The 24,650-nt window shown below is 58.8% G+C and carries 25 protein-coding genes and 1 tRNA gene; 14 read left to right on the top strand and 12 right to left on the bottom strand.

Annotated features, from left to right (window positions below):
- Positions 1 to 34 precede the first annotated feature (34 nt).
- Positions 35 to 2,689 (bottom strand): TIGR03960 family B12-binding radical SAM protein, encoded by a 2,655-nt coding sequence (locus KR100_RS02825; RefSeq protein ID WP_051847290.1) that lies wholly within the window; start codon positions 2,687 to 2,689, stop codon positions 35 to 37.
- A 52-nt stretch (positions 2,690 to 2,741) separates the two neighbouring features.
- On the opposite strand from KR100_RS02825, the gene KR100_RS02820 reads away from it, so the two are divergent.
- Genes KR100_RS02820 through KR100_RS02810 form a run of 3 tightly spaced genes read left to right on the top strand, consistent with a single transcriptional unit; the run spans position 2,742 to position 5,168 of the window.
- Positions 2,742 to 3,968: an LL-diaminopimelate aminotransferase gene (locus tag KR100_RS02820; protein WP_038547744.1), complete on the top strand. Its 1,227-nt coding sequence runs from the start codon at positions 2,742 to 2,744 to the stop codon at positions 3,966 to 3,968.
- A 46-nt stretch (positions 3,969 to 4,014) separates the two neighbouring features.
- A complete protein-coding gene (gene clpS, locus KR100_RS02815; RefSeq protein WP_038543023.1) occupies positions 4,015 to 4,335 on the top strand; it encodes an ATP-dependent Clp protease adapter ClpS in 321 nt (106 codons plus the stop codon).
- The gene (locus tag KR100_RS02810) at positions 4,332 to 5,168 is read left to right on the top strand and encodes a type II CAAX prenyl endopeptidase Rce1 family protein (protein WP_038543021.1); all 837 of its coding nucleotides are present in this window, start codon (positions 4,332 to 4,334) and stop codon (positions 5,166 to 5,168) included. Before clpS ends, KR100_RS02810 begins: the two co-directional genes overlap by 4 nt.
- Here the strand turns inward: KR100_RS02810 and KR100_RS02805 are convergent.
- Positions 5,108 to 6,685, bottom strand: coding sequence for a photosystem II high light acclimation radical SAM protein (locus KR100_RS02805; protein WP_239420389.1), 1,578 nt, complete (start codon positions 6,683 to 6,685; stop codon positions 5,108 to 5,110). The genes KR100_RS02810 and KR100_RS02805 overlap by 61 nt on opposite strands.
- 182 nt (positions 6,686 to 6,867) lie before the next feature.
- Between KR100_RS02805 and psbA the strand changes: the two genes are divergently transcribed.
- Positions 6,868 to 7,947 (top strand): photosystem II q(b) protein, encoded by a 1,080-nt coding sequence (psbA, locus tag KR100_RS02800; RefSeq protein ID WP_038543017.1) that lies wholly within the window; start codon positions 6,868 to 6,870, stop codon positions 7,945 to 7,947.
- A 169-nt stretch (positions 7,948 to 8,116) separates the two neighbouring features.
- Here the strand turns inward: psbA and modC are convergent, their stop codons facing one another.
- Genes modC through modA form a run of 3 tightly spaced genes read right to left on the bottom strand, consistent with a single transcriptional unit; the run spans position 8,117 to position 10,609 of the window.
- Entirely contained in the window at positions 8,117 to 9,211 is a 1,095-nt protein-coding gene (gene modC, locus KR100_RS02795; RefSeq protein WP_156097884.1) for a molybdenum ABC transporter ATP-binding protein, read from the bottom strand.
- On the bottom strand, positions 9,177 to 9,857 hold the full coding sequence (modB, locus tag KR100_RS02790) for a molybdate ABC transporter permease subunit (protein ID WP_239420388.1): 681 nt from the start codon (positions 9,855 to 9,857) through the stop codon (positions 9,177 to 9,179). Before modB ends, modC begins: the two co-directional genes overlap by 35 nt.
- 5 nt (positions 9,858 to 9,862) lie before the next feature.
- Positions 9,863 to 10,609, bottom strand: a complete 747-nt coding sequence (gene modA, locus KR100_RS02785; RefSeq protein WP_162176471.1) for a molybdate ABC transporter substrate-binding protein — start codon at positions 10,607 to 10,609, stop codon at positions 9,863 to 9,865.
- 305 nt (positions 10,610 to 10,914) lie between these two features.
- Between modA and KR100_RS02780 the strand changes: the two genes are divergently transcribed.
- The 6 genes from KR100_RS02780 to aroC all read left to right on the top strand — a co-directional run bounded on the left by KR100_RS02780 (position 10,915) and on the right by aroC (position 16,665).
- Positions 10,915 to 11,505 (top strand): hypothetical protein, encoded by a 591-nt coding sequence (locus tag KR100_RS02780; RefSeq protein ID WP_162176470.1) that lies wholly within the window; start codon positions 10,915 to 10,917, stop codon positions 11,503 to 11,505.
- A 103-nt stretch (positions 11,506 to 11,608) separates the two neighbouring features.
- Positions 11,609 to 12,070, top strand: coding sequence for a cupin domain-containing protein (locus KR100_RS02775; protein ID WP_038543008.1), 462 nt, complete (start codon positions 11,609 to 11,611; stop codon positions 12,068 to 12,070).
- Between the two features lie 87 nt (positions 12,071 to 12,157).
- Entirely contained in the window at positions 12,158 to 13,804 is a 1,647-nt protein-coding gene (gene alsS / locus KR100_RS02770; RefSeq protein WP_038543006.1) for an acetolactate synthase AlsS, read from the top strand.
- 66 nt (positions 13,805 to 13,870) lie between these two features.
- Entirely contained in the window at positions 13,871 to 14,890 is a 1,020-nt protein-coding gene (locus KR100_RS02765; protein ID WP_156097882.1) for a hypothetical protein, read from the top strand.
- A complete protein-coding gene (locus KR100_RS02760; protein WP_038543002.1) occupies positions 14,887 to 15,537 on the top strand; it encodes a hypothetical protein in 651 nt (216 codons plus the stop codon). The genes KR100_RS02765 and KR100_RS02760 overlap by 4 nt, the downstream gene beginning before the upstream one ends.
- Before the next feature lie 39 nt (positions 15,538 to 15,576).
- Complete coding sequence (gene aroC, locus KR100_RS02755; RefSeq protein WP_038543000.1) at positions 15,577 to 16,665, top strand: chorismate synthase; 1,089 nt, start codon at positions 15,577 to 15,579, stop codon at positions 16,663 to 16,665.
- Between the two features lie 3 nt (positions 16,666 to 16,668).
- Here the strand turns inward: aroC and KR100_RS02750 are convergent, their stop codons facing one another.
- From KR100_RS02750 to KR100_RS02720, 7 genes are all read right to left on the bottom strand, one after another.
- Positions 16,669 to 17,160: a hypothetical protein gene (locus KR100_RS02750; protein WP_038542998.1), complete on the bottom strand. Its 492-nt coding sequence runs from the start codon at positions 17,158 to 17,160 to the stop codon at positions 16,669 to 16,671.
- A 61-nt stretch (positions 17,161 to 17,221) separates the two neighbouring features.
- Positions 17,222 to 17,839 carry a bifunctional 4-hydroxy-2-oxoglutarate aldolase/2-dehydro-3-deoxy-phosphogluconate aldolase gene (locus KR100_RS02745; RefSeq protein WP_239420387.1) on the bottom strand — a complete coding sequence of 206 codons (618 nt, stop codon included), beginning with the start codon at positions 17,837 to 17,839 and terminating at the stop codon, positions 17,222 to 17,224.
- 53 nt (positions 17,840 to 17,892) lie between these two features.
- Positions 17,893 to 19,740, bottom strand: coding sequence for an ATP-dependent zinc metalloprotease FtsH (gene ftsH / locus KR100_RS02740; RefSeq protein ID WP_038542994.1), 1,848 nt, complete (start codon positions 19,738 to 19,740; stop codon positions 17,893 to 17,895).
- 46 nt (positions 19,741 to 19,786) lie between these two features.
- Positions 19,787 to 20,959, bottom strand: a complete 1,173-nt coding sequence (sat, locus tag KR100_RS02735; protein ID WP_038542992.1) for a sulfate adenylyltransferase — start codon at positions 20,957 to 20,959, stop codon at positions 19,787 to 19,789.
- A 101-nt stretch (positions 20,960 to 21,060) separates the two neighbouring features.
- Entirely contained in the window at positions 21,061 to 21,891 is an 831-nt protein-coding gene (locus KR100_RS02730; protein WP_038542990.1) for a photosystem II manganese-stabilizing polypeptide, read from the bottom strand.
- Positions 21,892 to 21,988: 97 nt separating this feature from the next.
- Positions 21,989 to 23,266, bottom strand: coding sequence for a bifunctional phosphopantothenoylcysteine decarboxylase/phosphopantothenate--cysteine ligase CoaBC (coaBC, locus tag KR100_RS02725; RefSeq protein ID WP_038542988.1), 1,278 nt, complete (start codon positions 23,264 to 23,266; stop codon positions 21,989 to 21,991).
- Positions 23,256 to 23,495, bottom strand: a complete 240-nt coding sequence (locus KR100_RS02720) for a DUF2555 domain-containing protein (RefSeq protein ID WP_038542986.1) — start codon at positions 23,493 to 23,495, stop codon at positions 23,256 to 23,258. The genes coaBC and KR100_RS02720 overlap by 11 nt, the downstream gene beginning before the upstream one ends.
- Before the next feature lie 57 nt (positions 23,496 to 23,552).
- Between KR100_RS02720 and KR100_RS02715 the strand changes: the two genes are divergently transcribed.
- The 4 genes from KR100_RS02715 (at position 23,553) to KR100_RS02705 (ending at position 24,623) form a co-directional block, all read left to right on the top strand.
- Positions 23,553 to 23,625, top strand: a tRNA-Ala gene (locus tag KR100_RS02715).
- 24 nt (positions 23,626 to 23,649) lie between these two features.
- Positions 23,650 to 23,808 carry a hypothetical protein gene (locus KR100_RS16450; protein ID WP_204207764.1) on the top strand — a complete coding sequence of 53 codons (159 nt, stop codon included), beginning with the start codon at positions 23,650 to 23,652 and terminating at the stop codon, positions 23,806 to 23,808.
- Between the two features lie 43 nt (positions 23,809 to 23,851).
- Positions 23,852 to 24,052: a hypothetical protein gene (locus tag KR100_RS02710; protein ID WP_028953540.1), complete on the top strand. Its 201-nt coding sequence runs from the start codon at positions 23,852 to 23,854 to the stop codon at positions 24,050 to 24,052.
- A gap of 229 nt (positions 24,053 to 24,281) precedes the next feature.
- Positions 24,282 to 24,623 (top strand): DUF565 domain-containing protein, encoded by a 342-nt coding sequence (locus tag KR100_RS02705; RefSeq protein ID WP_038542984.1) that lies wholly within the window; start codon positions 24,282 to 24,284, stop codon positions 24,621 to 24,623.
- Positions 24,624 to 24,650: the final 27 nt, after the last annotated feature.

Below are 24,650 nucleotides of genomic sequence, written 5' to 3'. Positions count from 1 at the left end.
CGACTGAACCGTTTCCTGATGTCCGACGAGGACCCTAGCACCGGGCCAGCCGCAGCTCCTCGCGGCACAGCCCTTGAAGGCTCAGAGGATCACCGATCTCTTCAGTCAGCCAGTGCTGGATCTGCATGGGGCGCAGACTGCGTCCCATGGGATCTACCTCCGCCTCCAGGCGAAGGCTGATGGAAGGGCCCTTTGGCTCTGAAGACGGGCGCAGGCTGATCAGCAATGGGCGGCAATCCCTCTCGCGGGGGCGTCCCTTCTTATCGGTGTCATGCCAGATCAACGTCGGGGCAGCATTGATCGCCGCAACAGCAGCGGACCAGTCCGGAGAGATGCCACCCTCGGCAACCAGGTCGAAGGTCCAGACCGCTGCCTCAATCTCCTGGGACAGACTGCGGCCGTTGACCGGCACCAGCTCGACCTGGAGCAGATGCATGTCGGTTGGAAGCAGTGGCTGCAGTGTCTGAAGCAGGTGATCGGGATTCAGCGGTTGGCTGAATTCCAGATCCATCCATTCACCATGGGCGTTGGCCCCAAGAGGCAGAGCCAGCGCGATCTGAATCCTTGGCAGCGGATGAAAGCCGCCGGTGAAGCTGATCGGCAGACCACTGCGCCGCAGCGCTCGCTCCAGCATCCTCACAAGATCCAGATGGCTGAGCAGGGGCATCGAACCGACCTTGGCGAAACGGATTCTCACCCGACAAGCACGCAGACTCGGAGGCGCCTTCGTCGCCACCTGGGTTGGAATCGGAGGAGCGGGAACCACCACGTTGTGGCCAAGATCCGGACCACAGACCCCGCAACTGCTGCATCCATCAAAGGAACAGTCAGGCACCACGGCTGCCGCCAGTGCCCGCTTGAGATCATCCGCCAGCCAGCGTTTGTCGATGCCGGTGTCGATGTGATCCCAGGGGAGAGGTTGGCGGCAGAACGCCTCGAGATCCTCCCGGTCAAGAGCTGCCACCGCGCTCCAGCCCCCCAATTCCATCTGGCGGTAGCGGCCTTCAAGCCCTGCCTCAGCGATCGCCCCGGTCCATGCTTCATAGGTTCGATCGAGTGCTTCAAACCAGGCATCCATGCCCGCACCGGCCCGCCAGGCCGCCTCGATCACCGGCGCCAGTCGTCGGTCGCTGCGACCGACGAAGTCCTCCATGGCCGAGAGGCGGACATCGGTGAAATTCACCTTCAGTCCTCGCAGTGCCTTGAAGGCATGGCGCAGCAGGCCCTGGCGTCTCACAAATTCATCGGTGGAGACGCTGTGCCATTGAAAGGGCGTGTGGGGTTTGGGCGTGAAATTGCTGATCGTGATGTTCAGATTCAGCCGCCCCAGGTCGCGGCAGCGCTGCTGCAACATCACGCAGGTCTCGACGATGCCGAGCACATCGGCATCGGTCTCTCCCGGCAGACCGATCATGAAGTAGAGCTTCACCTTGCGGTAGCCGTTCTGCATGGCCGTACGGATGCCGTTCAGGAGATCGTCATCGGTCAGCCCCTTGTTGACGATGTCTCGCAGACGCTGGGTCCCAGCTTCAGGCGCAAAGGTGAGACCCGCCTGACGGGTACCGCCGAGGATGTGGGCAATGTCATCGTCGAAGCGATCCACCCGCTGGCTGGGAAGCTGCAGCGTGACGTTCTGATCGGCCAGACGGTTGCGCAGTTCAACCCCAACGGCCGGCAGGGCCAGATAGTCGCTGCAACTCAGTGAAAGAAGTGAGAAATCGCTGTAGCCGGTTTGCTTCATGCCGGCCTCCACGGCCTCGATCACCGCTTCCGGCTCCACGTCCCGGGCTGGACGGGTGAGCATGCCGGGCTGGCAGAACCGACAACCACGGGTACAGCCACGTCGGATTTCCACCGTGAGCCGGTCATGCACGGTTTCCACATGGGGCACCAATCCCATGGCGTAATGGGGCATTGGCGTGGCCACCCGGCGCAACACCCGTGGGGGAAGCTCAGGATGCATCGGCCGGAGCGTGACACCGTCCTCCCCGGGGGCATACAGAGACGGCACATACACCCCAGGGACATGGGCCAGATCCCGCAGCAGCTCTGATCGACTCAGGGCATCGGCCTTGGCCTGCGCCACCACCAATCCAATCTCAGGCAGCAGCTCCTCACCATCACCGAGGGCGATGAAATCGAAGAACGCGGCATAGGGTTCCGGATTGCTCGTGGCGGTGGGGCCACCCGCAAAGATCAACGGTGGAGCTGCCGGATCAACCAGAGGCAGATCTCCACGATCGGCCGCCAAGATCCGAACACGACAGAGATCCAGCATCTCGAGGATGTTGGTGGCACCGAGCTCGTAGCTGAGGCTGAAGCCGAGGAGATCAAAGGATGGAAGTGGGCGACGGCTTTCCACAGCGAACAGCGGCTGTTGCCGCTCCCGAAGCCGGGACGCGAGATCGGAGCCAGGCAGATAGGCACGATCACACAACTGCCCCGGCACGGCATTGAGGATCGAGTAAAGGATGATGTGGCCGAGGTTGCTGGAGCCGACCTCGTAGATCTCGGGATAGGTGAGGGCCCAGCGCACCTTGGAGCGCAACCAGTCTCTCGGGACAACACCGAGTTCGTGGCCCATGTAGCGAGCTGGTTTCTTGATGCCAACGTCCACCAGCTCATCGAAATCGATGGGTGCATCGATGGCGTTAGCGATCACGGCAGGCGAGACGGCGCATTTCTGCATCGTATGGAGCGGCCGGCGCGCCAGGATGCATGGGCAGAAACCCTTCGGTTCCGTGGTTCAGGTCAACGGCAATTACCTCAAACTCAAAGCTGGCTATCTGTTCCCTGAAATCGGCAGACGGGTGAAAGCCTTCAGCACGGCCCACCCCGACGCCGCCCTGATCCGGCTGGGCATCGGTGACGTGACTGAACCACTGCCGCAGGCGTGTCGTGATGCCATGAAGCTCGCGATCGACGCGATGGGGACGGCCGAAGGCTTCCACGGCTATGGCCCGGAGCAGGGTTACGCCTGGCTGAGAGAGGCGATTGCCACGCATGACTTCCAGTCCCGCGGTTGCGAGATCAGCGCCGATGAGATCTTCGTCTCTGATGGCTCCAAGTGCGACAGCAGCAACATCCTCGACATCCTTGGAGAGGGCAACCGAATCGCCGTCACTGACCCCGTTTATCCGGTGTACGTCGACAGCAATGTGATGGCCGGCCGGACCGGCCAGGCCGGCGGCGAGGGCCGCTACGCCGGTCTGAGTTATCTGCCGATCAGTGCCGACAACGGCTTCACCGCCGAGATCCCCAGTGAGCCTGTGGATCTGATCTACCTCTGCTTCCCGAACAACCCAACGGGTGCCGTTGCCTCGAAGCAGCAACTGACAGCCTGGGTGGATTACGCCCGCAGGAACGGCTCTTTAATTCTCTTCGATGCCGCCTACGAGGCGTTCATTCAGGATCCGGAGCTTCCTCGCTCGATCTATGAGATCGATGGAGCGCGTGATTGCGCCATCGAATTCCGCTCCTTCTCCAAGAACGCAGGATTCACAGGCACCCGCTGCGCCTTCACCGTGGTGCCCAAGGGGCTGAAAGGAAAGGCAGCCAACGCGGAGGAGGTGGGACTCTGGGGTCTCTGGAACCGCCGCCAGAGCACAAAATTCAACGGCGTCAGTTACATCATCCAGCGCGGCGCCGAAGCGGTGTACTCCGCTGCCGGACAGCAGGAGGTCAAAGGGCTGGTGAGCTTCTACATGGAGAACGCCGCCATCATTCGCAAGCAACTCAGCAGCGCCGGACTCACCGTCTACGGCGGCGAACACGCTCCTTACGTCTGGATCAAGACTCCGGACGGCATGGACTCCTGGGGATTCTTCGATCATCTGCTCAACAAGGCCAATGTCGTCGGCACCCCGGGCAGCGGATTCGGGGCCGCAGGTGAGGGCTACTTCCGACTGTCCGCGTTCAACAGCCGTGCCAATGTTGACGACGCCATGGCAAGGATCCTGGAGCTCTGAACCGGACCAGACCCAGCAGCCTTTAGATTTGCTACAGAACTGTTCCATGGCCATGGCGGTTGACACTCCCGTCCGCAACCCGGGTGGCGCTGCGGTGCTGGAGAAAGCGCCCGAGCGGGTGCGCAAGCGGTCACCGCGTTACAAGGTGCTGCTTCATAACGATCCTGTGAACACCATGGAATATGTGGTGGGCACCCTCTGCGAAGTGGTGCCTCAGCTGTCCGAGCAGGATGCGATGGCCGTGATGCTGGAAGCCCACAACACCGGCGTCGGCCTCGTGATCGTTTGTGATCTGGAGCCGGCCGAGTTTTACTGCGAAACCCTCAAATCCAAAGGGCTCACCAGCACGATTGAACCTGAGGAATGAAGCCTCGCTGGCGCGGCGCATTCCTCTATCCGACCGTTCTCGTAGGGCTGTTTCTGGGGCTGCAGGGGATCCTCGGCCTTGCCGGTGTTCCCCTCAACCAACAGCCGGCCATTGCCGCTGTTCCCAGCCTGGCGGCCCTGATGCTCAGTTTGCCCTGGCGCTTGAGGCGCGCATGGGGGGAAGCCAGACCCTGGCGGCGCCTGGGTGTGCGGGCCAGCTGGCCGGCATTGCTGACGAGTTTGCTGCAGGGCCTGCTGCTGGCTGCAGCCTTGCTGTTGCTCATCGTGGTGACACTGCTGGTCGCTGGAGCCCAGTGGGAATGGCAACTGACGCCGCCTCTGCTGCTGAATGGCCTGGCTCTCGGCCTTGGCGTTGGCTTCACTGAAGAACTGCTCTTCCGCGGCTGGTTGCTCGGGGAGCTGACCCTGCTGCTCGGGCATGGCCGCGCGCTCTGGCTGCAGGCGCTCCTGTTCAGCCTGGTGCACACACGCTTTGATTTGCCGCCCGCTGAACTCCTGCCGCTGTTGGGAGGACTGCTGTTATTCGGCGTGGTTCTCGCACAACTGCGACAGGGCGATCATGGAGTGCTCTGGGGGGCGATCGGGCTTCATGGCGGAGCCGTCGGCGGCTGGTTCCTGCTCAGCCAGGGACTTCTCAACCTCAGCGGCACAGGTCCTGCCTGGTTGCTGAACACCGCCAATCCGATCGGTGGGCTGATGGGCTGGGCTGGGCTGGGCCTGCTGCTGGCTGTCTTGAGAGCTCGACCGGTCAATCAATGCACTGCGGTCGCCAGTGCAGCACGACCTGACACCGGAGCCCGCAGGGATTCCTGAAGAGGGGCAACGCCGTAATCCCTCTCCAGCAAAGCCATCACCGTCCTGCCGAAGTCAGCGGGGTTCCGATCAAAGGCCTCAAGGCAGACCCGACCAAAGGTGCTGCCCATGGGCTCGGGATTCCACAGAAGCTTGCGTGCGGTCCAGGGCATCATGCTCATCGGGTTGTATCCGGGCTTGATCAACCCCTGGTCGAATCCGTACTGCTCGAGATGGGTATGGGGTTGCAGACCGATGAAGAAGATGGCCGGCTCAACCAAATCGGCGCCGAAGATCGTCTCCAATTCGCGGTGATAGGCCACGGTCTGGCGGATCGTTTCTGGCCGCTCATCGATCACGTTGAAGGAGTAGTTGACTGAGACGTGATCGCGGAAGCCCGCCTCGGCAAGCATGCGGCAGCTGTCGAGAACCGTGCGCAGGTTGTAGCCCATGCGCATCTTCCGAACCAACTCCTGAGAGCCTGAGGTGATGCCGATTTCGAAATAGCTCATACCGGTGTCGACCATGAGCTGCGCGAGTTCCGGATCGAGGTTGTCGGCTCGGATGTAGGCAGCCCATCGAATTCCGGTCAGCCCCTCGGCCTTGATCGCTCGAAGCAGCTCCTTGGCGTCCTCGATGTATCGACGGGCGGGGATGAACTGGGCATCCGTGAACCAGAAGCCACGCACGCCGCGGTCGTAGAGCTGACGCATCTCCTTGACCACCTCCTGCACGGGATTGAGGCGAACCTGTTTGCCCTCCACCACCGTGTAGACGCAGTAACAACAGTTGTGAGGGCAACCTCGCTTGGTCTGAACCCCCACATAGAAATCGCCACCTTCGAGGTACCAGTCAAGCTGGGGCCAGATCGAGGAGATATATGAGTAATTACAGGCGGTTTTCGGGCGACTTTCTGGCTGCTCATGGATCAGGCCTGGGCGTGGCGGCTCTCCGACAACAAAACAACGTTCACTCTCGAGAGACTGACCCTGCAGCAACTTCTCCAGCAGCGGCTCACCCTCACCGACGGAGACGATGGTCCCCTTCGGCAGCGAACGGCCGAGTTGTTCGTAAAAGACACTGACGGCACCACCACCCAGGACAGCGCGAGCCTGAGATTGAAAAATGCGCGCCCGTTTGAGACCCTGGCGCACCAGCCGTTGATTGCGTCGCAGTTCGCCGTAGTGACTGGTCATCAGGCGGAGACCACCAAGCGCTCCGTGAAGACGCTTCAGGGGGTTGGCTGAATAAAAAACCTCAAAGGAGTTCTGAAGAGGATTGCCACCGCGCCCGTCCACGGGCGCATAAATCTGGATATCGCGCCAGGAAAACACCAGCAGCGTGGGGCGGAACTGGTCGATCGTGTCGAGTAGCACACGCTGCACGTCAAGCATGGGCAAGGCAGCCAGATCGAGGATGCGCTGTGGCAGTCCCGGGAAACATTTATGGAGATGGTCCGCCAAATAAATCGGACCAATCGGAAAGATTGGGTTGCAGGGCAACCGCACAAACAGCACCCGTTCCTGATCTGGTGACAAGGCAACGGCCACAGGGCTTGCGAGACGCTAACAAGCTCACCGGCACACAGTGCTCAATCCTTCTTCACAACAGCTTCATAAAGCAAAGGTCACACAGCGCAAACTTCCTTTACATTGGCACGAGGCAGGGCATCCCTGCCCTTCCTTAAACCGTTCCTCCGGGAACATTTCTTTCCGTTCTCATGACCACCACCCTCCAGCAGCGCTCCGGCGCTACCAGCTGGCAAGCCTTCTGCGAGTGGGTCACCTCCACCAACAACCGTCTGTACGTCGGTTGGTTCGGTGTGCTGATGATTCCCACCCTGCTGGCTGCCACCATCTGCTTCATCGTTGCCTTCGTCGCCGCACCTCCGGTCGACATTGACGGCATCCGTGAGCCTGTCGCTGGTTCTCTGATCTACGGCAACAACATCATCTCCGGTGCTGTTGTTCCGTCCTCCAACGCCATCGGCCTGCACTTCTACCCCATCTGGGAAGCTGCTTCCCTCGATGAGTGGCTGTACAACGGCGGCCCCTACCAGCTGGTTGTCTTCCACTTCCTGATCGGCATCTTCTGCTACATGGGCCGCGAGTGGGAACTCTCCTACCGCCTCGGCATGCGCCCCTGGATCTGCGTTGCCTACAGCGCTCCTGTGGCTGCTGCCTCCGCCGTGTTCCTGGTGTACCCCTTCGGTCAGGGTTCCTTCTCTGACGGCATGCCCCTGGGCATCTCTGGCACCTTCAACTTCATGCTGGTGTTCCAGGCCGAGCACAACATCCTGATGCACCCCTTCCACATGATGGGCGTCGCAGGTGTCTTCGGTGGATCCCTGTTCTCCGCCATGCACGGTTCACTGGTGACCTCATCCCTGGTGCGTGAAACCACCGAGACCGAGTCCCAGAACTACGGCTACAAGTTCGGCCAAGAGGAAGAGACCTACAACATCGTGGCTGCCCACGGTTACTTCGGTCGCCTGATCTTCCAATACGCATCCTTCAACAACAGCCGCAGCCTCCACTTCTTCCTGGCTGCCTGGCCGGTTGTGGGCATCTGGTTCACCGCCCTCGGCGTGTCCACCATGGCCTTCAACCTGAACGGTTTCAACTTCAACCAGTCCATCCTTGATGGTCAGGGCCGCGTCCTGAACACCTGGGCTGATGTGCTGAACCGCGCCAACCTCGGCATGGAAGTGATGCACGAGCGCAACGCTCACAACTTCCCCCTCGACCTGGCTGCCGCTGAGTCCACCCCTGTGGCTCTGCAGGCACCTGCAATCGGTTGATCTGGAATCAACCTGTTCGCTTTAGAACAGCAAAAACGATTCAGATCAACTGAATCGGAAAGCCCTCGCCTCACGGCGAGGGCTTTTTGTTGGTCTGCTCTCGGCGGCGCCATCACTCAGGGTTCACCGGCACATCAGTCACTCCAGCCAACAGAGCAGACAAGTGGACTTATCCCACACAGTCCAAGGCCTGTGTCTTGACAAGAAGAACGATGGGGACGCCTATCTCCAGGTTGAGTTCCCGCTTCGCTTCCAGGGTTATTTTTGCCCAGACAATGCTGCCGATATCAACGCCGACAAGCACATGGGACGCTTGTTCAACGAAGCGCACAACATCACCATGGAGGTGATTTCTTGTGCTGATATTCATCAAAGGATCTTTAGCGAGAACAACATCGTTAGCAAAAAATTGGATATACATTTTATCGCCAAGATGATCATGGAAGCCTGGTAATTGAATTTTTTGACCAAAAACGATCGCAAACATAAAACCATCATGCTTTTCAAAAGAATCAATTTTGAGCCAATTCATCGGCCCCTTAGCCGACTTCCAAATGTCAGGGCCATAGGCTTCAATCGTGCTGGACGTTAACCCCGAAGACAACACTCGACCTTGGTCTACAACAATTGTGTGGCTCGAAAAGCGCTGAACCAATGACTGGTTATGGCTGATAAAGATTGCCGGAATATTCCACTCTTCAATAATTCTGTCCAGATACTTGAGAATCGAATCCCTCAATCGATCATCAAGACTGGCCAAGGGTTCATCCATCAACAGGGCTTCCGGACCGCTGAGCAACGTTCGACCGATGGCAACCCTCTGGCACTCACCACCAGACAACGTCTTGGGATAACGCCCTAAGAGATGACCAATTTCCAGCACATCACAGACACGCTCGACATCAGAGCGCACCGAGGCAGTCCTGCCACCATGAAATCCATACAACAAATTATTCTCGACATTCAAATGCGGAAACAGTAGATGATCCTGAAAAATAACACCAATCCTTCTTTGATGAATTGGCACATTAATCCTCGAAGAGTGATCAAATAGAACGCGATCATTCAAAACAATCGTCCCCTGCTCAGGAACCCTGAGCCCCGCAATCATCGCCAAAATTGTTGTCTTTCCACTTCCAGAGGAGCCAAAAATAGATGTGATTTTACTGTCGATAGCAAAATCAACATCAAGGGTAAAACCTGATGCGTAGCGATGCTTAAAGCTGACCTCAAGTATGCTCATATTTCCCGCTTTGTCGCTCAAGCAGCTCTCCTAAAATCAAGGATAGCGATGACAGCAAAACAGCAATCAACACAAGAGGCCAACCACTTTCAATACCACCAATGGTGTTCGACAAGCTATAAATCGCCAGGGGAATGGTTCTTGTTTGTCCTGGAATATCTCCTGCAATCATGATCGTCGCACCAAACTCACCAATACTTCGAGCAAATGCCAAGAGGCAGCCAGCAATGATGCCATTGGCAGAAAGAGGCAACGAAATACGGAGGAATGTTCTCCAGGGTGGAACTCCAAGGGTCTGAGACACCAGTTCCAGGCGTGGATCAATGGAGAGGAAGGCACTACGGATCGACCGAACCATCAAGGGATAGCTGACCACTGCTGAGGCCAGAGCAGCTCCAAACCAGTTGAACGAGAGCCTGAGGTGGAATGTTGTTTCAAGGAAAGAACCAACCGGCCCTTTGGGCCCCAGAACAACCAGCAGACAATATCCAGTCACCACAGGAGGAAGGACCAGGGGGAGATCAATGAGATTTTGCAAAATAAATTTTCCCCTGAAACGATGTTTAGCCAGGAGATAACCGAATGCAATGGCACTGGGAAGGCTGACAAGAACTGCTGTCAGCGCCACCTGCAGACTGAGACGGACTGCTGTGACATCGATGGCCAAGATAATCATGACTTTCCTTTCACCAAGAAGCCATGTTTTTCAAAAACTTCAAGGGCAGCATCGGACCTTAAATAATCATAAAAAAGGTTCGAATATAACTTGCTGTCTGAGCGATCCAAAAGAAGCATTGGATAGCTAATCGGACTCAACGACGCATGCTCAATCTCAAAACTGATTTGCGTGTCAGGTGAAATCAGTTCATCTGTTGAATACACAAAACCAACATCAGCTCCCCCATTCTCAACGTGGGCCAAGGTATGGCGAACGTCGCTACCAAAAATAAATTTGTGCTTGAGTTGGTCCCATAAGCCCTTGGCAACCAGGATTTCCTTCGCGTAGATTCCCGCGGGCACACCCTCAGGGTCTGCGATCGCAATCCGTTGAATACTCGGATCCAGAAGATCCGCCAGTCTGAGGGGCGGATTCGATGCATCACGATGCGTGATCACAACCAATTGATTACCGAGCCAGTCCCGTCGCTGCAGAACCGCTTGACGTTGCTCAACAGCGTTGGCCCAATCTTGATTGGCAGAAATAAACAGATCAGCCTCTGCTCCGTGGATGATCTGCCTGGCAAGCGTTGACGATCCTGCGTAATTAATGGTTAGTTCAACGCCGTTATCCCGCTCAAATTTCTCTTCAATCTCCGAAAGCGAGTTGGTTAAACTTGAAGCAGCAAAAATAAGTAAATTAACCTGCCCCGCGTCGGTGGCTATAACACTTCCGGTGCTGACAAAAGCCAGCGTCGCCACGATCAAGAACCGCAGAACATATGGGGACGACTGCCAATGAGCCGTGAAATATTTTACCATTTCAGATTCTCCGGAGACTTAAACTCTTCCAAGCAAGCCAATAAAAACTGATTGACATCAGCGACAATGCGATGAACGCTTGACTTCATTGAAATGTAGCTCTACTGGATGCGAACGATTCGATTTCGCTATTCATTTAAAATTGCAGGCCGCAAACAAATAGCTATGCTACATAAAAAAACCATGAAAAACTTTCTTCATTCGCATTTAGCATCTTTTTACCTGTCGCAACGGTCTACATTGTGTTGTTTGAAATTCTATCTGGCGAGTCATCGCTGACGCTTGTCTTTGGCAGCCCTTTGTGGCACACATTTCTACTCCTGGTTTTGACGCTCTTGCTTTTAAGTAGTCTCGAAGGATCACAAATCGCGATCATCAGCTTGTCCGATCGAAATACTGATCAATTAATAGGTGTGAAGAATGAGTCTCCAAAAGCTTGTTCCAGGATGCGTTTGATCTGCAGCAAAATTCGATCGCAACAATATCTTGCCGGTCGTCAGTTTTTTGTCATTTTAACCGTCTTTGTCATTGCACAAATGACGTCGTTCCCTCGTATGGAAGCCCTACCGTTTACAAATTATCCAGTATCACAATTGCCAGATTGGATCAACTTGATTTGCTTTCAATTTGGATTCCTAGGTGCCCTTCCTGTCCTTTGGACAGCCCAACTCATTCCTCAGTATTTCGCGAATCGACATCCCGATATGTTCCTCAACTTCCCTGGCAATTTTTTAGTTGTACGGCTTTGTCTGCTCATTGAATCGATAGGACCCACGAAACCTGCCAACTGGATGTGCGATGTCTTGCTGAAAGCCGTGGAGGATGACAATCCATAGCAGATCAGGAGCTGACCTGTTCCTCCCTTGGATCATGACGATCAATCGTTGATCCAGCCATCCAGGCTCTGCTCAGGCAGGCTCTGCTCAGGAACCTCGTCACATGACCGACAACCTGACGACGCTGATCGCCACGTGGAACCTTTCCCCTCATCCAGAGGGTGGTTGGTGTCGAGAAGTTCAGCGCAGCGGCATCTCCGTCCGGCGCCCCGACGGAGAACAGCGAAGCGCCATCACCACCGTGTTGTTCCTGCTTGGACCGGAGGATCTCAGTCGCTGGCACTGTGTGCATGGAGGCGACGAAATCTGGACCTTCATCAGCGGGGCCCCACTGAGCCTTTTCCTGCACGGCGACCAGGACACCATCTCGCGTGAAATCACCGTGGGCCTCAACAATCCGGTGGTTGTCGTTGAGGCCGGTGTCTGGATGGCCGCACGCAGCCAGGGGAGCCACAGCCTGGTGAGCTGTTGTGTCGGACCGGGTTTCAGCTTCGAGGATTTTGAAATGCTGCAGGACCGACCCATTGCGAGTCGTCCGAAAGGCATCCGTGAGGACCTGCTCTGACGAACCAAGTCACCCACAAAACTGTGCTCTTCGTAACAGGCGGAGCGACAGAGCGCTGTCAGAACGTGGGCTCTTCGACGTCCATGGATGAACGGCGCAGAGTTCATCGTGAAAACCCTTGAAGCCCACGGGATCACCCACGTGTTCGGGATTCCAGGAGCCAAGGTCGACAGCGTTTTCATCGCCCTTCTCGATTCGCCGATCGAGCTTGTTCTCTGCAGACATGAGCAGAACGCGGCATTCATGGCACAGGCGATGGGGCGCATGACCGGGACGATCGGCGTCTGCATCGCCACATCAGGGCCCGGCGTCACCAATCTCGTGACGGGGCTCGCAACCGCGACAACGGAAGGCGATCCAGTCCTCGCGATTGGAGGGGAAGTCTCCACAGACGACCGTTACAAGCACTGCCATCAATCACTGGATGCCATCTCGCTGATGGAGCCAGTGACCAAATACGCCAAAACGGCGCTGAATGCCCACGATCTGCCCGAGGTGCTCGGCAATGCCATCAGGGCCGCTGAATGCGGTCGACGCGGCGCCGCCTTTCTGGGATTGCCCAAGGACATCGGCCTGGGTGAAATCAGCGACTGCGAACCCTCCGCTCGCTGGGGACAGTCGATTCGCCTGGGATCAGCCTCCTCCGACCTCATCGCCGAAGCCAACAGGCGAATCAGGCAGCTGAAACAGCCGATGCTGCTGCTCGGACTGCAGACATCCGATCCTTCCTGCTCCGAGGCGTTGATGCGCTTCGTGCGCAACAGCGGTCTTCCCTATGCCAGCACGTTCCAGGCCGCCGGTCGCTGGGTGGCTCCGGAGCAGTTTGTCGGACGTCTTGGCCTGTTTCGCAATCAACCGGCGGATCGGCTTCTGGACGCATCAGACGGGGTGATCTGCATCGGATTCGATCCCGTTGAGTACGACGCGTCCATCTGGAACAGCGACAACAACCGCTCCTTGATCAGCGTTGATGTCGCGCCACCCGATCAGGACCGCGCCTTTCTGCCCGACGTCGAGCTGGTGGGAGATCTGTCGGACACCCTTCAGGCATTGAGCGCCGCCGGTGCTGCAGATATCAACCCTGAATTCCTGGCCCTGGCAACTGCATCGGCGGCAGAGCTCACCAGCACCGCTGCCGAAGGCGCCAGCATGACGGGCATGCCGATGCATCCCCTTCGCGTGGTGCATGAGCTGCATCAACTGGTGACGCCGGAAACGACGGTGGCTCTCGACGTTGGTTCCCACTACATCTGGATGAATCGCTACCTGCCCACGGAGCACGCCAGGCAGGTGCTGGTGAGCAACGGCCAGCAGACCCTTGGCGTTGCCCTTCCATGGGCCATCGCCGCCAATCTGGCTCACCCCAATCAACCTGTGATCGCCGTCTGTGGCGACGGGGGATTCCTGTTCACGGCCACGGAGCTTGAAACCGCGGTCCGTATCGGCTGCAGATTCGTTCTGCTGATCTGGGACAGCCAGTCGTACGACATGGTGGAATTTCAGGAGCAGGCTCACTACGGACGCGTTTCCGGCATCAAACTGAGCTATTACGACGCCGTGAAATTCGCTGAATCCTTCGGCTGCAAGGGGTACGTCGTGACGGATTCAGAAACGTTCAGAGAGGTCTTGCAGGACGCCCTGCAACAGACGGTTCCAGCGGTGATTCAGATCCCCATTGACTACTCGGACAACATCAAATTGATGCAGAACATCCATCAGTCGTTCATCCACTGATTCATCCCTTCACCGTGACGCTGATTCAGGACTCGTCATGCAAGGCTGAGATCCGTCCGTCGGACCTTGCGTCAGACAGGGTTTGATCCCATGCGCTACGCCAATCTGTCCTGGCAGGCGGAGAAAGCCCGCCTGGCCAGTGCCGCAGGGGATCTGCGCAGCATGACCGAGGCCGCCAACAAGATGGAGCGATGCGGTTACTACAAGGAGGCCTGGAAGACCTTCCACAGCATCGCCGCACTGCAGGGCCCGACAGGCAGACGACCGTGGAGAGGGCCGCGCGATCACGTCAAATTCCTTGTGCTCGAGGGGCGCAGACGCGATCTCGGCGATGAGCTGCGACTGGTCCACCTCGTGGCCAGAGCCGCCGAGGATGTCGGCCAGCTGATCGTTCAAACCGAGGCGCGCCTGGTTCCGTTGTTCCAGCGCAGTTATCCGGCCGTGCATTTCATCAGCACAGCGGACGTGGTGCCCCAGGGCAACGAATCCGCCTGGACCACCTACGAGCAACTGGCCTTTTTCTATGCCCGACACGAGGAGATGATCAGCAGCGGCTTCCTGCCGCTAAAAGCGCCGCCCCCATCGGACAAACCCCGAGGCGGACTTGGGATTTCCTGGTACTCGAAAGCGATGTACAAATGTCTTCCATCGCTCGAGGACTGGGCGGGGCTTCTCAGGGGCGTCCAGGGACGGGTGCAGTCCTTGCAGTATCAGGAGGGGCGTGCCGGGCTGGCCGAGTTGGTCAAGGCCAGTGGACGTCCGGTGAAGGCGGCTCGCCGGGTGGATCAGTTCAAGGACCTGGATGGCTTCGCCGGCCAGGTGTTCTCTGTTCGACGTGTGCTGACGATCAGCAACACGACGGCACACATGGCGGGAGCCCTTGGAATTCCCTGTGTCGTCGTGCTGGATAAGGAGAGCGTCACGACCTGGCCAGACCATGGCGATCGGTCGCCTTTCTATCCCAACACCCGGCTGATCCGGCGCTGCTCCGATGGTTGGGCTCCCACCCTTGAAAAGGCTCTGGAACTGCTGTTGCAGATCCGTGCCGATCAGGCTCAGGTCCCGGCAAGCACGGCCATGCGATGAAACGACTGCGCCATGGTTTGGCAGGCCTGCAGCAACGCCGCCGCAATGACAGAGACACGGCCTTGTTTCTCCGGCAAGCCATGCGCCTGCTGCATTTCAATCGAATCGAGGGCGACTACGCGGAGTTTGGATGCCAGCGCTTTCTCACCTTTTGGATGGCCTGGAGAGCCCTGCAGGCCCAACCGAAGGAACGCAGGATCTGGGCCTTCGGACGCTTCGATCGCATCGCTGCAGCAGAGACAGCGCGGGATCTTCATCCCCGCTGGCAGCCAGACACGCCCGTGCTGTCGAAAAAATCCTTCGAGAAACGCTGCAACTGGGCGGGAATCGGTCGCGGGCAACGCGACGTGGTGAGGTGGAGCCCGCAGGAGCCTGAGACGATGCACCCCGTCCCGGAGCGGCTTGCCTTTGCCTTCATCAGCAGCCACTCCTTCAGTGATGTTCGAGCCATCCTGCGCTGGCTGCAGCCCCAGCTTTCCTGCGGTTTGCTCCTGGCCTTCGAGTACTACCACTGCGGAACACGCTTCGATTGCTCCGGTGCCCGCAACGCCTTGAAGGATCTGCAGTCCCTGCGGCCGGACCTTGGATTTGATCCTTATCGGCCCTTCGGACTGGCGGGTCAGTCCTTCATTGTTGAAGACGCCTGACAGCTCGGCTACGTAGGCTCCAACGAGCGAAGGACGGTCATGGGCAGCAGCTTCGGTGATCTCTTCCGGGTCAGCACCTTCGGCGAATCCCACGGCGGTGGTGTCGGCGTGATCGTCGAAGGGTGTCCGCCTCGGCTGACTCTGGATCTCGATGCGGTGCAGGCGGACCTCGATCGACGACGGCCAGGACAAAGCCACATCACCACTCCGCGCAAGGAGGCGGATCGGGTGGAGGTGTTGAGCGGACTGATTGACGACACCACGCTCGGTACGCCGATCGCGATGCTGGTCCGCAACAAGGACCAACGTCCCGGCGACTACAAGGAGATGGCCGTGGCCTTCCGGCCATCCCATGCGGACGCCACCTACCAGGCCAAGTACGGCATCCAGGCCAGAAGTGGTGGCGGCCGCGCCTCAGCCCGAGAGACGATCGGACGTGTGGCGGCAGGGGCCATCGCCAAGCAGCTGTTGCACAAAGCTTCCGGCACCGCGGTTCTGGCCTGGGTGAAACGGATCCACACGCTTGAGGCCTCCATCGATGCTGCAACCGTCACACCAGAGGCGATCGAGTCGAACATCGTTCGTTGCCCGGATGCAGGCATGGCTCAGCAGATGATCGAGCGCATCGAGTCGATCGGACGCGATGGCGATTCCTGCGGTGGGGTGATTGAGTGCGTCGTCCGTCACCCTGCCATCGGATTGGGCATGCCGGTGTTCGACAAGCTGGAGGCGGATCTGGCCAAGGCCGTGATGTCGTTGCCCGCGACCAAGGGCTTCGAAATCGGATCCGGGTTCGATGGCACGTTGCTCAGAGGCAGCGAACACAATGACGCCTTCCTTCCCAGTGAAGACGGACGGTTGCGCACGGCGACCAACAACTCCGGAGGCATCCAGGGAGGAATCAGCAACGGTGAGCCGATCGTGCTGCGCGTGGCATTCAAACCAACAGCGACGATTCGCAAAGAGCAACAGACCATCGACTCTGATGGAAACGCCACAACCCTCGCTGCCAAGGGGCGGCACGACCCCTGCGTTTTACCGAGAGCCGTGCCGATGGTGGAGGCGATGGTCGCCCTTGTTCTGGCCGACCACCTGCTGAAACAGCAGGGGCAGTGCAGTCTCTGGTAAGCCTCAGCTGATGGCTGCCGGCGCTTTGCCATTGCTGCTGGCCGTAGCCGCCTCCGTTGCAGCAGCGGACACGGAGCTGCGCGTCCGGGTGCGACGTGCTGGTTTCTGAGCCGCCACCTTTTTCTTCACGGTGCGACGGGCCCGCGTTCCTGCAACACGATTGCCATTGGTGGCCTTGCTGCTGGCCTTGCTGCTGGACCGGCTGCTGCTGCGGCTGCGATGGCTGAGGACCAGTGCCCATTCCTCGTCTGACAACGTCGACGGCTTGCTGCCGTGGGCATAGGCCAGCTTGGCTGCTTTTTCGATGTCCTTGATCAGATTGGTCCAGGACGTCGCGAAGCGTTTGTCGGACTGGGATTTGGCACCACTTTCAACGAGTGTTTCCACCACGCCGGATGCCGACACTTTCTTGCGACGTCGATTGAAGATCTCCTTCTGCAGCTGGGCGATGAGAGCATCAGCTTTATCGCTGAGCTTGATGGTGAGCTGCGACATGGTGTCGGCAATAGCTATCTCATCTGTAGCACTTTGGTCTCACGGCAACCAGTGAGCGTCGTCAGGTTTTGGATGTCAACTGTCTCAGCCAGTGGACCAAAGCAGGATCAACGCCTTCGGATTTCATGGCACTGCGGCCAAGGGCCACGGCACCATGGCCGCTGGACAACCAGGCGGAGACGTCCTTGAACGCAAGGCCTCCAGCGGCGATCACAAAGGGAAGCGTCCCGAGCGGGGCCCGCAGTCGACCCCAGTAGTGACAGCCCAGATCGGCAGCAGGAAACAACTTCACGATCCGGTATCCAGCACCGATCGCCTGCATCACTTCGCTTGGACTGAACACGCCGGGGACCAGCAACTGGCCCTGGCGCCTGGCGGTCTGCTGGAGCTCCGGATTCCACACCGGAGCCATTGAATAGGACAGGTCAAGCGAACGGATCTGGTCGAGAGCCTCCGGATGGACAACTGAAGCGGCACCGAGCAAAAAATTGGGACATCGCTGCTTCAGGGATTTGATGAATCCCATCCAGCCCGGGTGTTCACTCCAGGCCACCTCAACATGCCGTAGTCCCGAGGCGTGGAGGGGTTCGAGACATTGAATCAACGTGCTGTCACCAGAAGCAGCACTGAGATCAATGTCCTGAGGTCGCACCACCAGAAGCACTGGCTGGGAGGACAACGTTGCAATCAGGTTGTCCTGTTGGTGCCGCCAGTGCTTGTCAGCTGGGACTGTCAGACGTACTCGGCAACGCGAACGTCGCGGTTGATCAGCAATTCCTGCAGCTCTTCAGCGTCCACCGTTTCCTTCTCAACCAGAAGGTCCGCGAGCTCATCAAGAACCAGACGATTGTCGACAAGAACCTTGGTGGCACGCTTGTAAGCCACATCAACGAGGTCGTAGACCTCCTGATCAATCGTTGAAGCTGTGTCCTCGGAGAAATCGCGCTCGGCGGCAATATCCCGACCGAGGAACATTCCACCTTGGGATCTGCCGAGAGCCACAGGACCGAGTTTGTCACTCATGCCGAATCGCGTAATCATCTGACGCGCCACCTGGGCAACCTGCTGGAGGTCATTGGAGGCCCCGGTCGTCACTTCGTCCTCGCCGTAGATGATTTCCTCGGCGACACGGCCACCAAGGGCTACCGCCATCTGGTTCTGGAGGTAGGCACGTGAGTACAGACCCGACTCCATCCTTTCCTCACTGGGGGTGAAGAACGTGAGACCTCCGGCATTGCCGCGGGGAATGATCGAGATCTTCTGGACGGGGTCGTAGTCGGGCATCAGGGCACCCACGAGGGCATGGCCTGCTTCGTGGTAAGCCACGAGACGCTTCTTGCGCTCGCTGATTACCGCGTCCTTTTTCTCAGGACCCACCATGATCCGCTCGATCGCATCGCTGATCTCGTCGTTACTCACCTCGGTGAGTTCACGACGCGCCGCAAGAATGGCAGCTTCATTCAGAAGGTTGGCAAGGTCTGCTCCGGTATAACCCGGTGTCCGGCGGGCCACCTTGTCGAGGTCGACATCCTTGGCAAGGGTCTTGCCACGGGCATGAACTCCAAGGATCTGAAGACGACCGGCGTAATCAGGACGGTCAACGGTCACCTGACGGTCGAAGCGGCCGGGACGCAACAGGGCTGCATCAAGAACATCAGGCCGGTTCGTGGCCGCAATGATGATGATGCCGGTATTGCCCTCGAAACCGTCCATTTCGGTGAGCAACTGGTTGAGGGTCTGCTCCCGCTCATCATTTCCACCACCGAGGCCAGCACCCCGCTGGCGTCCAACGGCATCGATCTCGTCGATGAAGATGATGCAGGGGGCGTTCTTCTTGGCCTGCTCGAACAGGTCACGAACCCTGCTGGCTCCGACGCCCACGAACATCTCGACGAATTCAGAACCTGAAATCGAGAAGAAAGGGACTCCAGCCTCGCCGGCAACAGCCTTGGCGAGGAGAGTTTTGCCCGTTCCTGGAGGACCAACAAGCAGACAGCCTTTCGGAATCTTGGCGCCGACGGCCGTGAAACGATCCGGGTTCTTGAGGAAGTCGACCACCTCAGTGAGTTCGAGCTTGGCTCCTTCAATCCCGGCGACATCCGTAAACGTGACCTGGGTCGATGGCTCCATCTGAACTCTGGCTTTGCTTTTGCCGAAATTCATGGCCGGGTTGCCGCCGCCGCCGCCCTGGGCACGGCGGAACAGGAAGAACAATCCGCCAAGCAGAAGCAGGGGGAAGATCAGGCTGCTTGCTGCTTGTTGCCAGGCGCTGGGCTGACGGGTGGGCTGAACGGCAATGTCAACGTTGTGCTGGGTGAGCAGCCCGAGCAGCTCCTTGTCCGGTGCGAGGTTGACTTCGGCACGCCGTCCGTCGTTCTCGACCACCTGGGCAGTCCCGCGATCCGGCGAGATCAGCACCCGACTGACCTGATCCTCCTGGACGGCCTCGACAAAGTCGCTGTAACGCAGGGTACGAGCTGTTGTCGCAGGGTTGGGACGATCCAGGAAGGCCGTCCCGACAACGACCACAACCACCACGAGTAGGACGTAGAGGCCAATGTTCCGCCAGCGCTTGTTCAAGGCAATCCCGTCAGAAGTGAAGGAATGTTAATGCTCTCCTGAGAGATCATGCGGAACGAAGGACATCCACAACGCTTCGGAAGGCGAACCATTCAGGAATCTCCTCCCCGTTGCGCAGCATTTTGCGGAATTGAGTGCCGCTGAGTTTCTTCACATGCAACCCACGAGCCTCGGCATGTTCCGCCGTGACGTAACCCTCCTCTTCCGTGTAGACGAGATTGAGTGACGGCACGGTCTCCATCGTGAGCTCCGGAGCGCACTCCTTGGCGAAGTTCTGAGCGTCGTAGGGACCGTAGAAGTCGTCGCCGCTGAGAGATGACTTACAGCCGGCCATGTCCCGGCCGATGATGAAGTGGGTGCAGCCGTAGTTCCGGCGAATGATCATGTGCTGCAGGGCCTCACGGGGACCTGCCATGTGCATGGCATATGGCAGGTAAGCCCAGCGAATCCGATCGTTGTTGACCTCGCCAGCCAGACGCTCATAGGTCTGGAAGCGAACGGATCCGGGAATGTCGTCCTGCTGGGTCGGTCCGCAGGTTGGATGGACGAGAACCACAGCGTTCTCGCTCACGTTCTGGGCATGCAATGCCCGGGTGAACAGCTCGTAGTGCGCCCGATGAATCGGGTTACGGCACTGGAACGCCACGACATCCTCACCGGCAGGGAGACCTGCGCGCACCTCAGCAGGGGTTTTGCATGGGAACACCCGCTCAGGGAGCTCCAGGCCCTGGAGACTGCCGCCCAGGTAGAAGCGCTTTCGCTCCATTGAGATCATGCGCACCGCGGGGTGTTCCAGCGATGTGGTGCCGTAGCAGCCCTTGGCTTCCAGCACCTTGTTCGGTTCCCACTTGTCCTCAACGTCGAGGACAGCCAGATCCTGGCCCTTGTAGGTGAGCAGAATCCGATCGCCAACCGACACATCCTCTCGATCGGTGTCCATCACGATCGGCAGACCGAACAGCTGACCGGCCGCCGTGCGATGCCCAGCAACGACGGCGTCGTAATCCTCCTGATGCATGAAGCCGCGCAGCGGCGAGAAGCCGCCAATCACGAGCAGCTCGACGTCACAGGCGTTGCGGTCGGAACATTCAAGGGTCGTGGTGGCGCTCGATTTGACCGCCTCGCGTTCCGATGGAGACACCATCAGATCCACAAGAGTGCCTCCGTACGGAGCGATCACGCCTGAGTCCTGCGTGGACGGAGTAGCGCTGACGGTCATGGCGTGGGGATCGTTGGGGCGAGATTCTCCCAGATGAAGTAATCGAGCACAAAAAAAGGGGCCCGCAGGCCCCTGGATCGGGTTGAGGCAGGCTGCAGCCGTCAGAGGGTTTCAAGACGTCCGTAGAGCTCGCCGCTGATTTTGATGTCGACCACTTCCCGGCCACCCATGTCGGAGTCAGAGGGCTGGATAGCGCTGAAGACGCCAGCGAACTCACCGGTCTCCGGATCGACCTTCGTGATCGACAGGCTCATGGTGCCGACACCGTCGATGTAGCGCTTGTTGTTGTCCTTCTCGAGCTGCTCGTCATCACCGCCCAGTGCCACCAGGCCCTGGGCGTACTGAACGCCTGTGGTGAGGGCGCGGCCCTTCGGGTCGATGAAATTGCTGGTGCGGTAGCTCGGAGTGCGGTACTTGCCTTCGAAATCGGTACTGGTTGTGATGGCAGCACCCTCGGCCGTGGCATCCAGCGATTTGCTTGAGAAGGTGAAGGGGAATTCCTCACCACCAGGCACCAGAACGGTGATGGGCTGGAAGTCGATACCGCCCTTCTCCTTGAACTGGAGACCTTCTTCGGTCACCGTCAGGTCGCCATAGACCTCGTCGAGGCTTGAGGTGAAACGCGTCAGGATCTTGCCTTCAACGAACTCTGCGACCTGGCGGCGATTGGTGGGTTCCTCCTTGGCGTACACCTGAAGCGGATGCATGCAGAGGTCGCGCAGCTCGTACTGACCACCCACGGTGAGAGGAATGGAGCCCCGTGCCGAGTCAGCGATGGTGGGGCAATCATTGGCCTTGCCGGTGTTGCGAATGTCGTCGTAGGTCACATTCGACCCGGCACGCTGAACAGCTTCACTGTCGCCGCTGCAAGCGGTGGTAACGAAAGCGAGGCAGAGAGCCAGCACAGCGGCCAGCAGAGAGCGAATGCGCATGAGTTAAGGAGCCAGAAGGCTGTTGAGGGCGATCGTGCCGATCCAGGTGGGATCCTACAGCTGCTAAACCGTCTCCACGGCTGGCCTTTTGCAGCTCTCAACAACTGGTTGGCGTTGCCAGACCTTCTGCGAGGGCGTCGAGGAGATCGTGGGCCAACGCCAATTTCGACGTCAGCGGCACGCGTTGCTGGAGTCCATCACCCAGGAGCCAACCACTGGCGTTGTCCTCACCAAAACCCTCTCCAACGCGGTCAATCGGATTGACCATCAGCAGATCGCATCCCTTGCGAAGACGCTTCTCGCCTCCACGCAGCAACAACTCCTCGTCGGATCCCGTCAGTGCGGCAAAACCGAGAATCCGCTGTCCTGGAGGCCTGCGATTCACCAGACCCTCGAGGAGATCAGGCACCGGTTCCCAGCCTTGCTCCAGAAGCTGGGGCAGGTCCGACTTGGGCGGTTTTGACAGGAGTCCTCCTCCTGAGCGTCTGAGATCAGCCACCGCCGCCACCATGGCAAGGGCTGACGCCTGCTCCTGCCTGCGGTGAAGGGCCTGCTGCATCTGATCAGCCGATTCCACAGACTCACAGTCGAGACCCTCCAGCCAGGCCTGAGGAACCTGCAGAGGTCCATGAATCAGTTCAACCTCGGCGCCGCGCACCCGGGCGACCTGGGCCAACAGCACACCCATGCGCCCGCTGCTGCGATTGCTGATCAGGCGCGCTTGATCGATCGATTCAAGGGTCGATCCGGCGCTGACCAGCAGGCGGCGGCCCAACCAGCTGCGATCGATGCTGAGTTCACCCTCGTGACGACTGAACAGGACAGCGGCAGCGAGTTCGATCTGAATCGGATCAGCCATACGCCCATCGCCATGTCTGTCACAGGCCAGCAGTCCAGCCGTCGGCGAGAGAGGGATGACACCCGGCAACCGTTGGATCGATTGCCAGTTGGCCTGCACGGCAGGGTGCTTCCACATCGCCGTGTTCATGGCGGCGGCTGCCAGCACCGGCCGTTCACAGGCCAGCAGGGTGCTGGCCAGCAGACCATCCGCGAGACCCAGCGACCAGCGGCCAAGGGTGGTGGCACTCAAAGGTGCCACCACCATCAACTCCGCCCATTCAGCGAGTTCGATGTGAAGCGGGCGGGAACGGCCGGGGTCCCATTGATCCTGGTCCCGGTAACAGCGATGTCGGCTGAGGGTGGCCATCGCCACAGGACTCACCAGGTGTTCGGCACTCGGGGTGAGAAGACAGCGCACCTCGGCACCGGCTTGCACCAGACCGCTCACCAGCAGGGGAGTCTTGACCGCAGCGATGCTGCCACTGGCCGCCACAAGAATGCGACGTCCCCTCAGAGCGCCGTCATCAGTCCTCATCAAACGGTTCCTGATCAACAAGGTGCAGGTAGGGCCTGGTCAGCTCGGGGCGATGAATGGCAAGTGCTCTGAGCAGATGCCAGTCAGACAGTCCGGCGAACGGCGTTGGGTAGTCGTCGTCATCAAGACGTCGGGCCAATTCAGCCATGGAGTCTTCGTCGAAAGCCGCCAGGCGTTCGGGCGTGATCGGATCGCTGGAACCGGACGATGGATGGGAGCTGGTCTGCATCAGCGGGAACCAATCTCTCCATTCTCGCTGCGGCGCTGACAGCTAGTTTTCCGGCAAGGGGAATTAGCTCAGCTGGTAGAGCGCTGCGATCGCACCGCAGAGGTCAGGGGTTCGACTCCCCTATTCTCCATCTCGATCGATAACGGGTCGGGAGATGACATTTCGATCCCCGATTCGGAGACGGCTCTCCTTGCTTGTCATGCTTGCCGGTGTCGTGCTGCTCAGTGTCTTGGCACGACCTGCTGCACTGATCACCTTCGCCCTCGTGGCCCTGGCCGGTGGCCTCACCATCCCGCAATCACCGCAGCGCTGACACATCATGGGGTAAAAGGGGAGAGTGAAGTTCCCTGTTATCGATGTCGCAGTCGAAGCGTGAGCAGGTCGTCAGCCACCTGCGCTACATCCGCCAGGAGCTGCGTGAAATGCACCAGGGCGTCATGGAAGACGGACTCCTTCCCGAGGCTGGGGAAGTTCGGGGCGTGATGGCTCAGATGGAAGCCCTCCTGGAACTCCTGGAGGGCAAGTCGTCCCGAAAGGCGAAAGCGGAATCGAGCTGAGTGCCCCCGGGGCGGGTTGCCAAACCAATCAAGGCAGGCTTTGCTTCGCCAGTCCCCATCATCCGGCTCGGGATCATCCCGGGCTTTTTTATTGGCATCCCCCATCTGTAGGGTTTCTAACCTGCATAACCACCAAGTCTGGTGTAAACATGGTTCGGCAGGGCACGGCCGGGTGATGGGGATCACCGAAAAGCTTCCCTGCCTCTTTCCCATCAAAAGACGCTGATTGATGGTGATCCGACTTCAATCCACGCGTCTTCAAACCAACGTCGGAGAAGCGAATTCCAGGCTTGAGCGCTGGATCACCAATCCCTGGCGAAAACTTTCCTTGCAACTGATCGCCCTGCTGATCGGCTTTCTGATTGGAAGCGTGATCACATCCGTTGCCGGCGTTCTCGGGCAGATGGATCCGGTTGTAGCGCTGATTGTGGTGATGGGCTGCGAGCTCACTGTGCGCGTGCGACGAAGCTGGACCAAACGGGGGCCTGTTCCTGTCGTTCTTCATCTGCTGGACCTGAGCAGAATCGGCTTTCTTTACGGGCTCTTCCTTGAGGCCTTCAAGCTGATTTGATCACGTTCTGAACGTCACCGGACACAG

Origin of the sequence: Synechococcus sp. KORDI-100 (genome assembly GCF_000737535.1) — a bacterium.
Lineage (GTDB): Bacteria > Cyanobacteriota > Cyanobacteriia > PCC-6307 > Cyanobiaceae > Parasynechococcus.
This window is presented reverse-complemented; position numbering and strand designations above follow the sequence as displayed.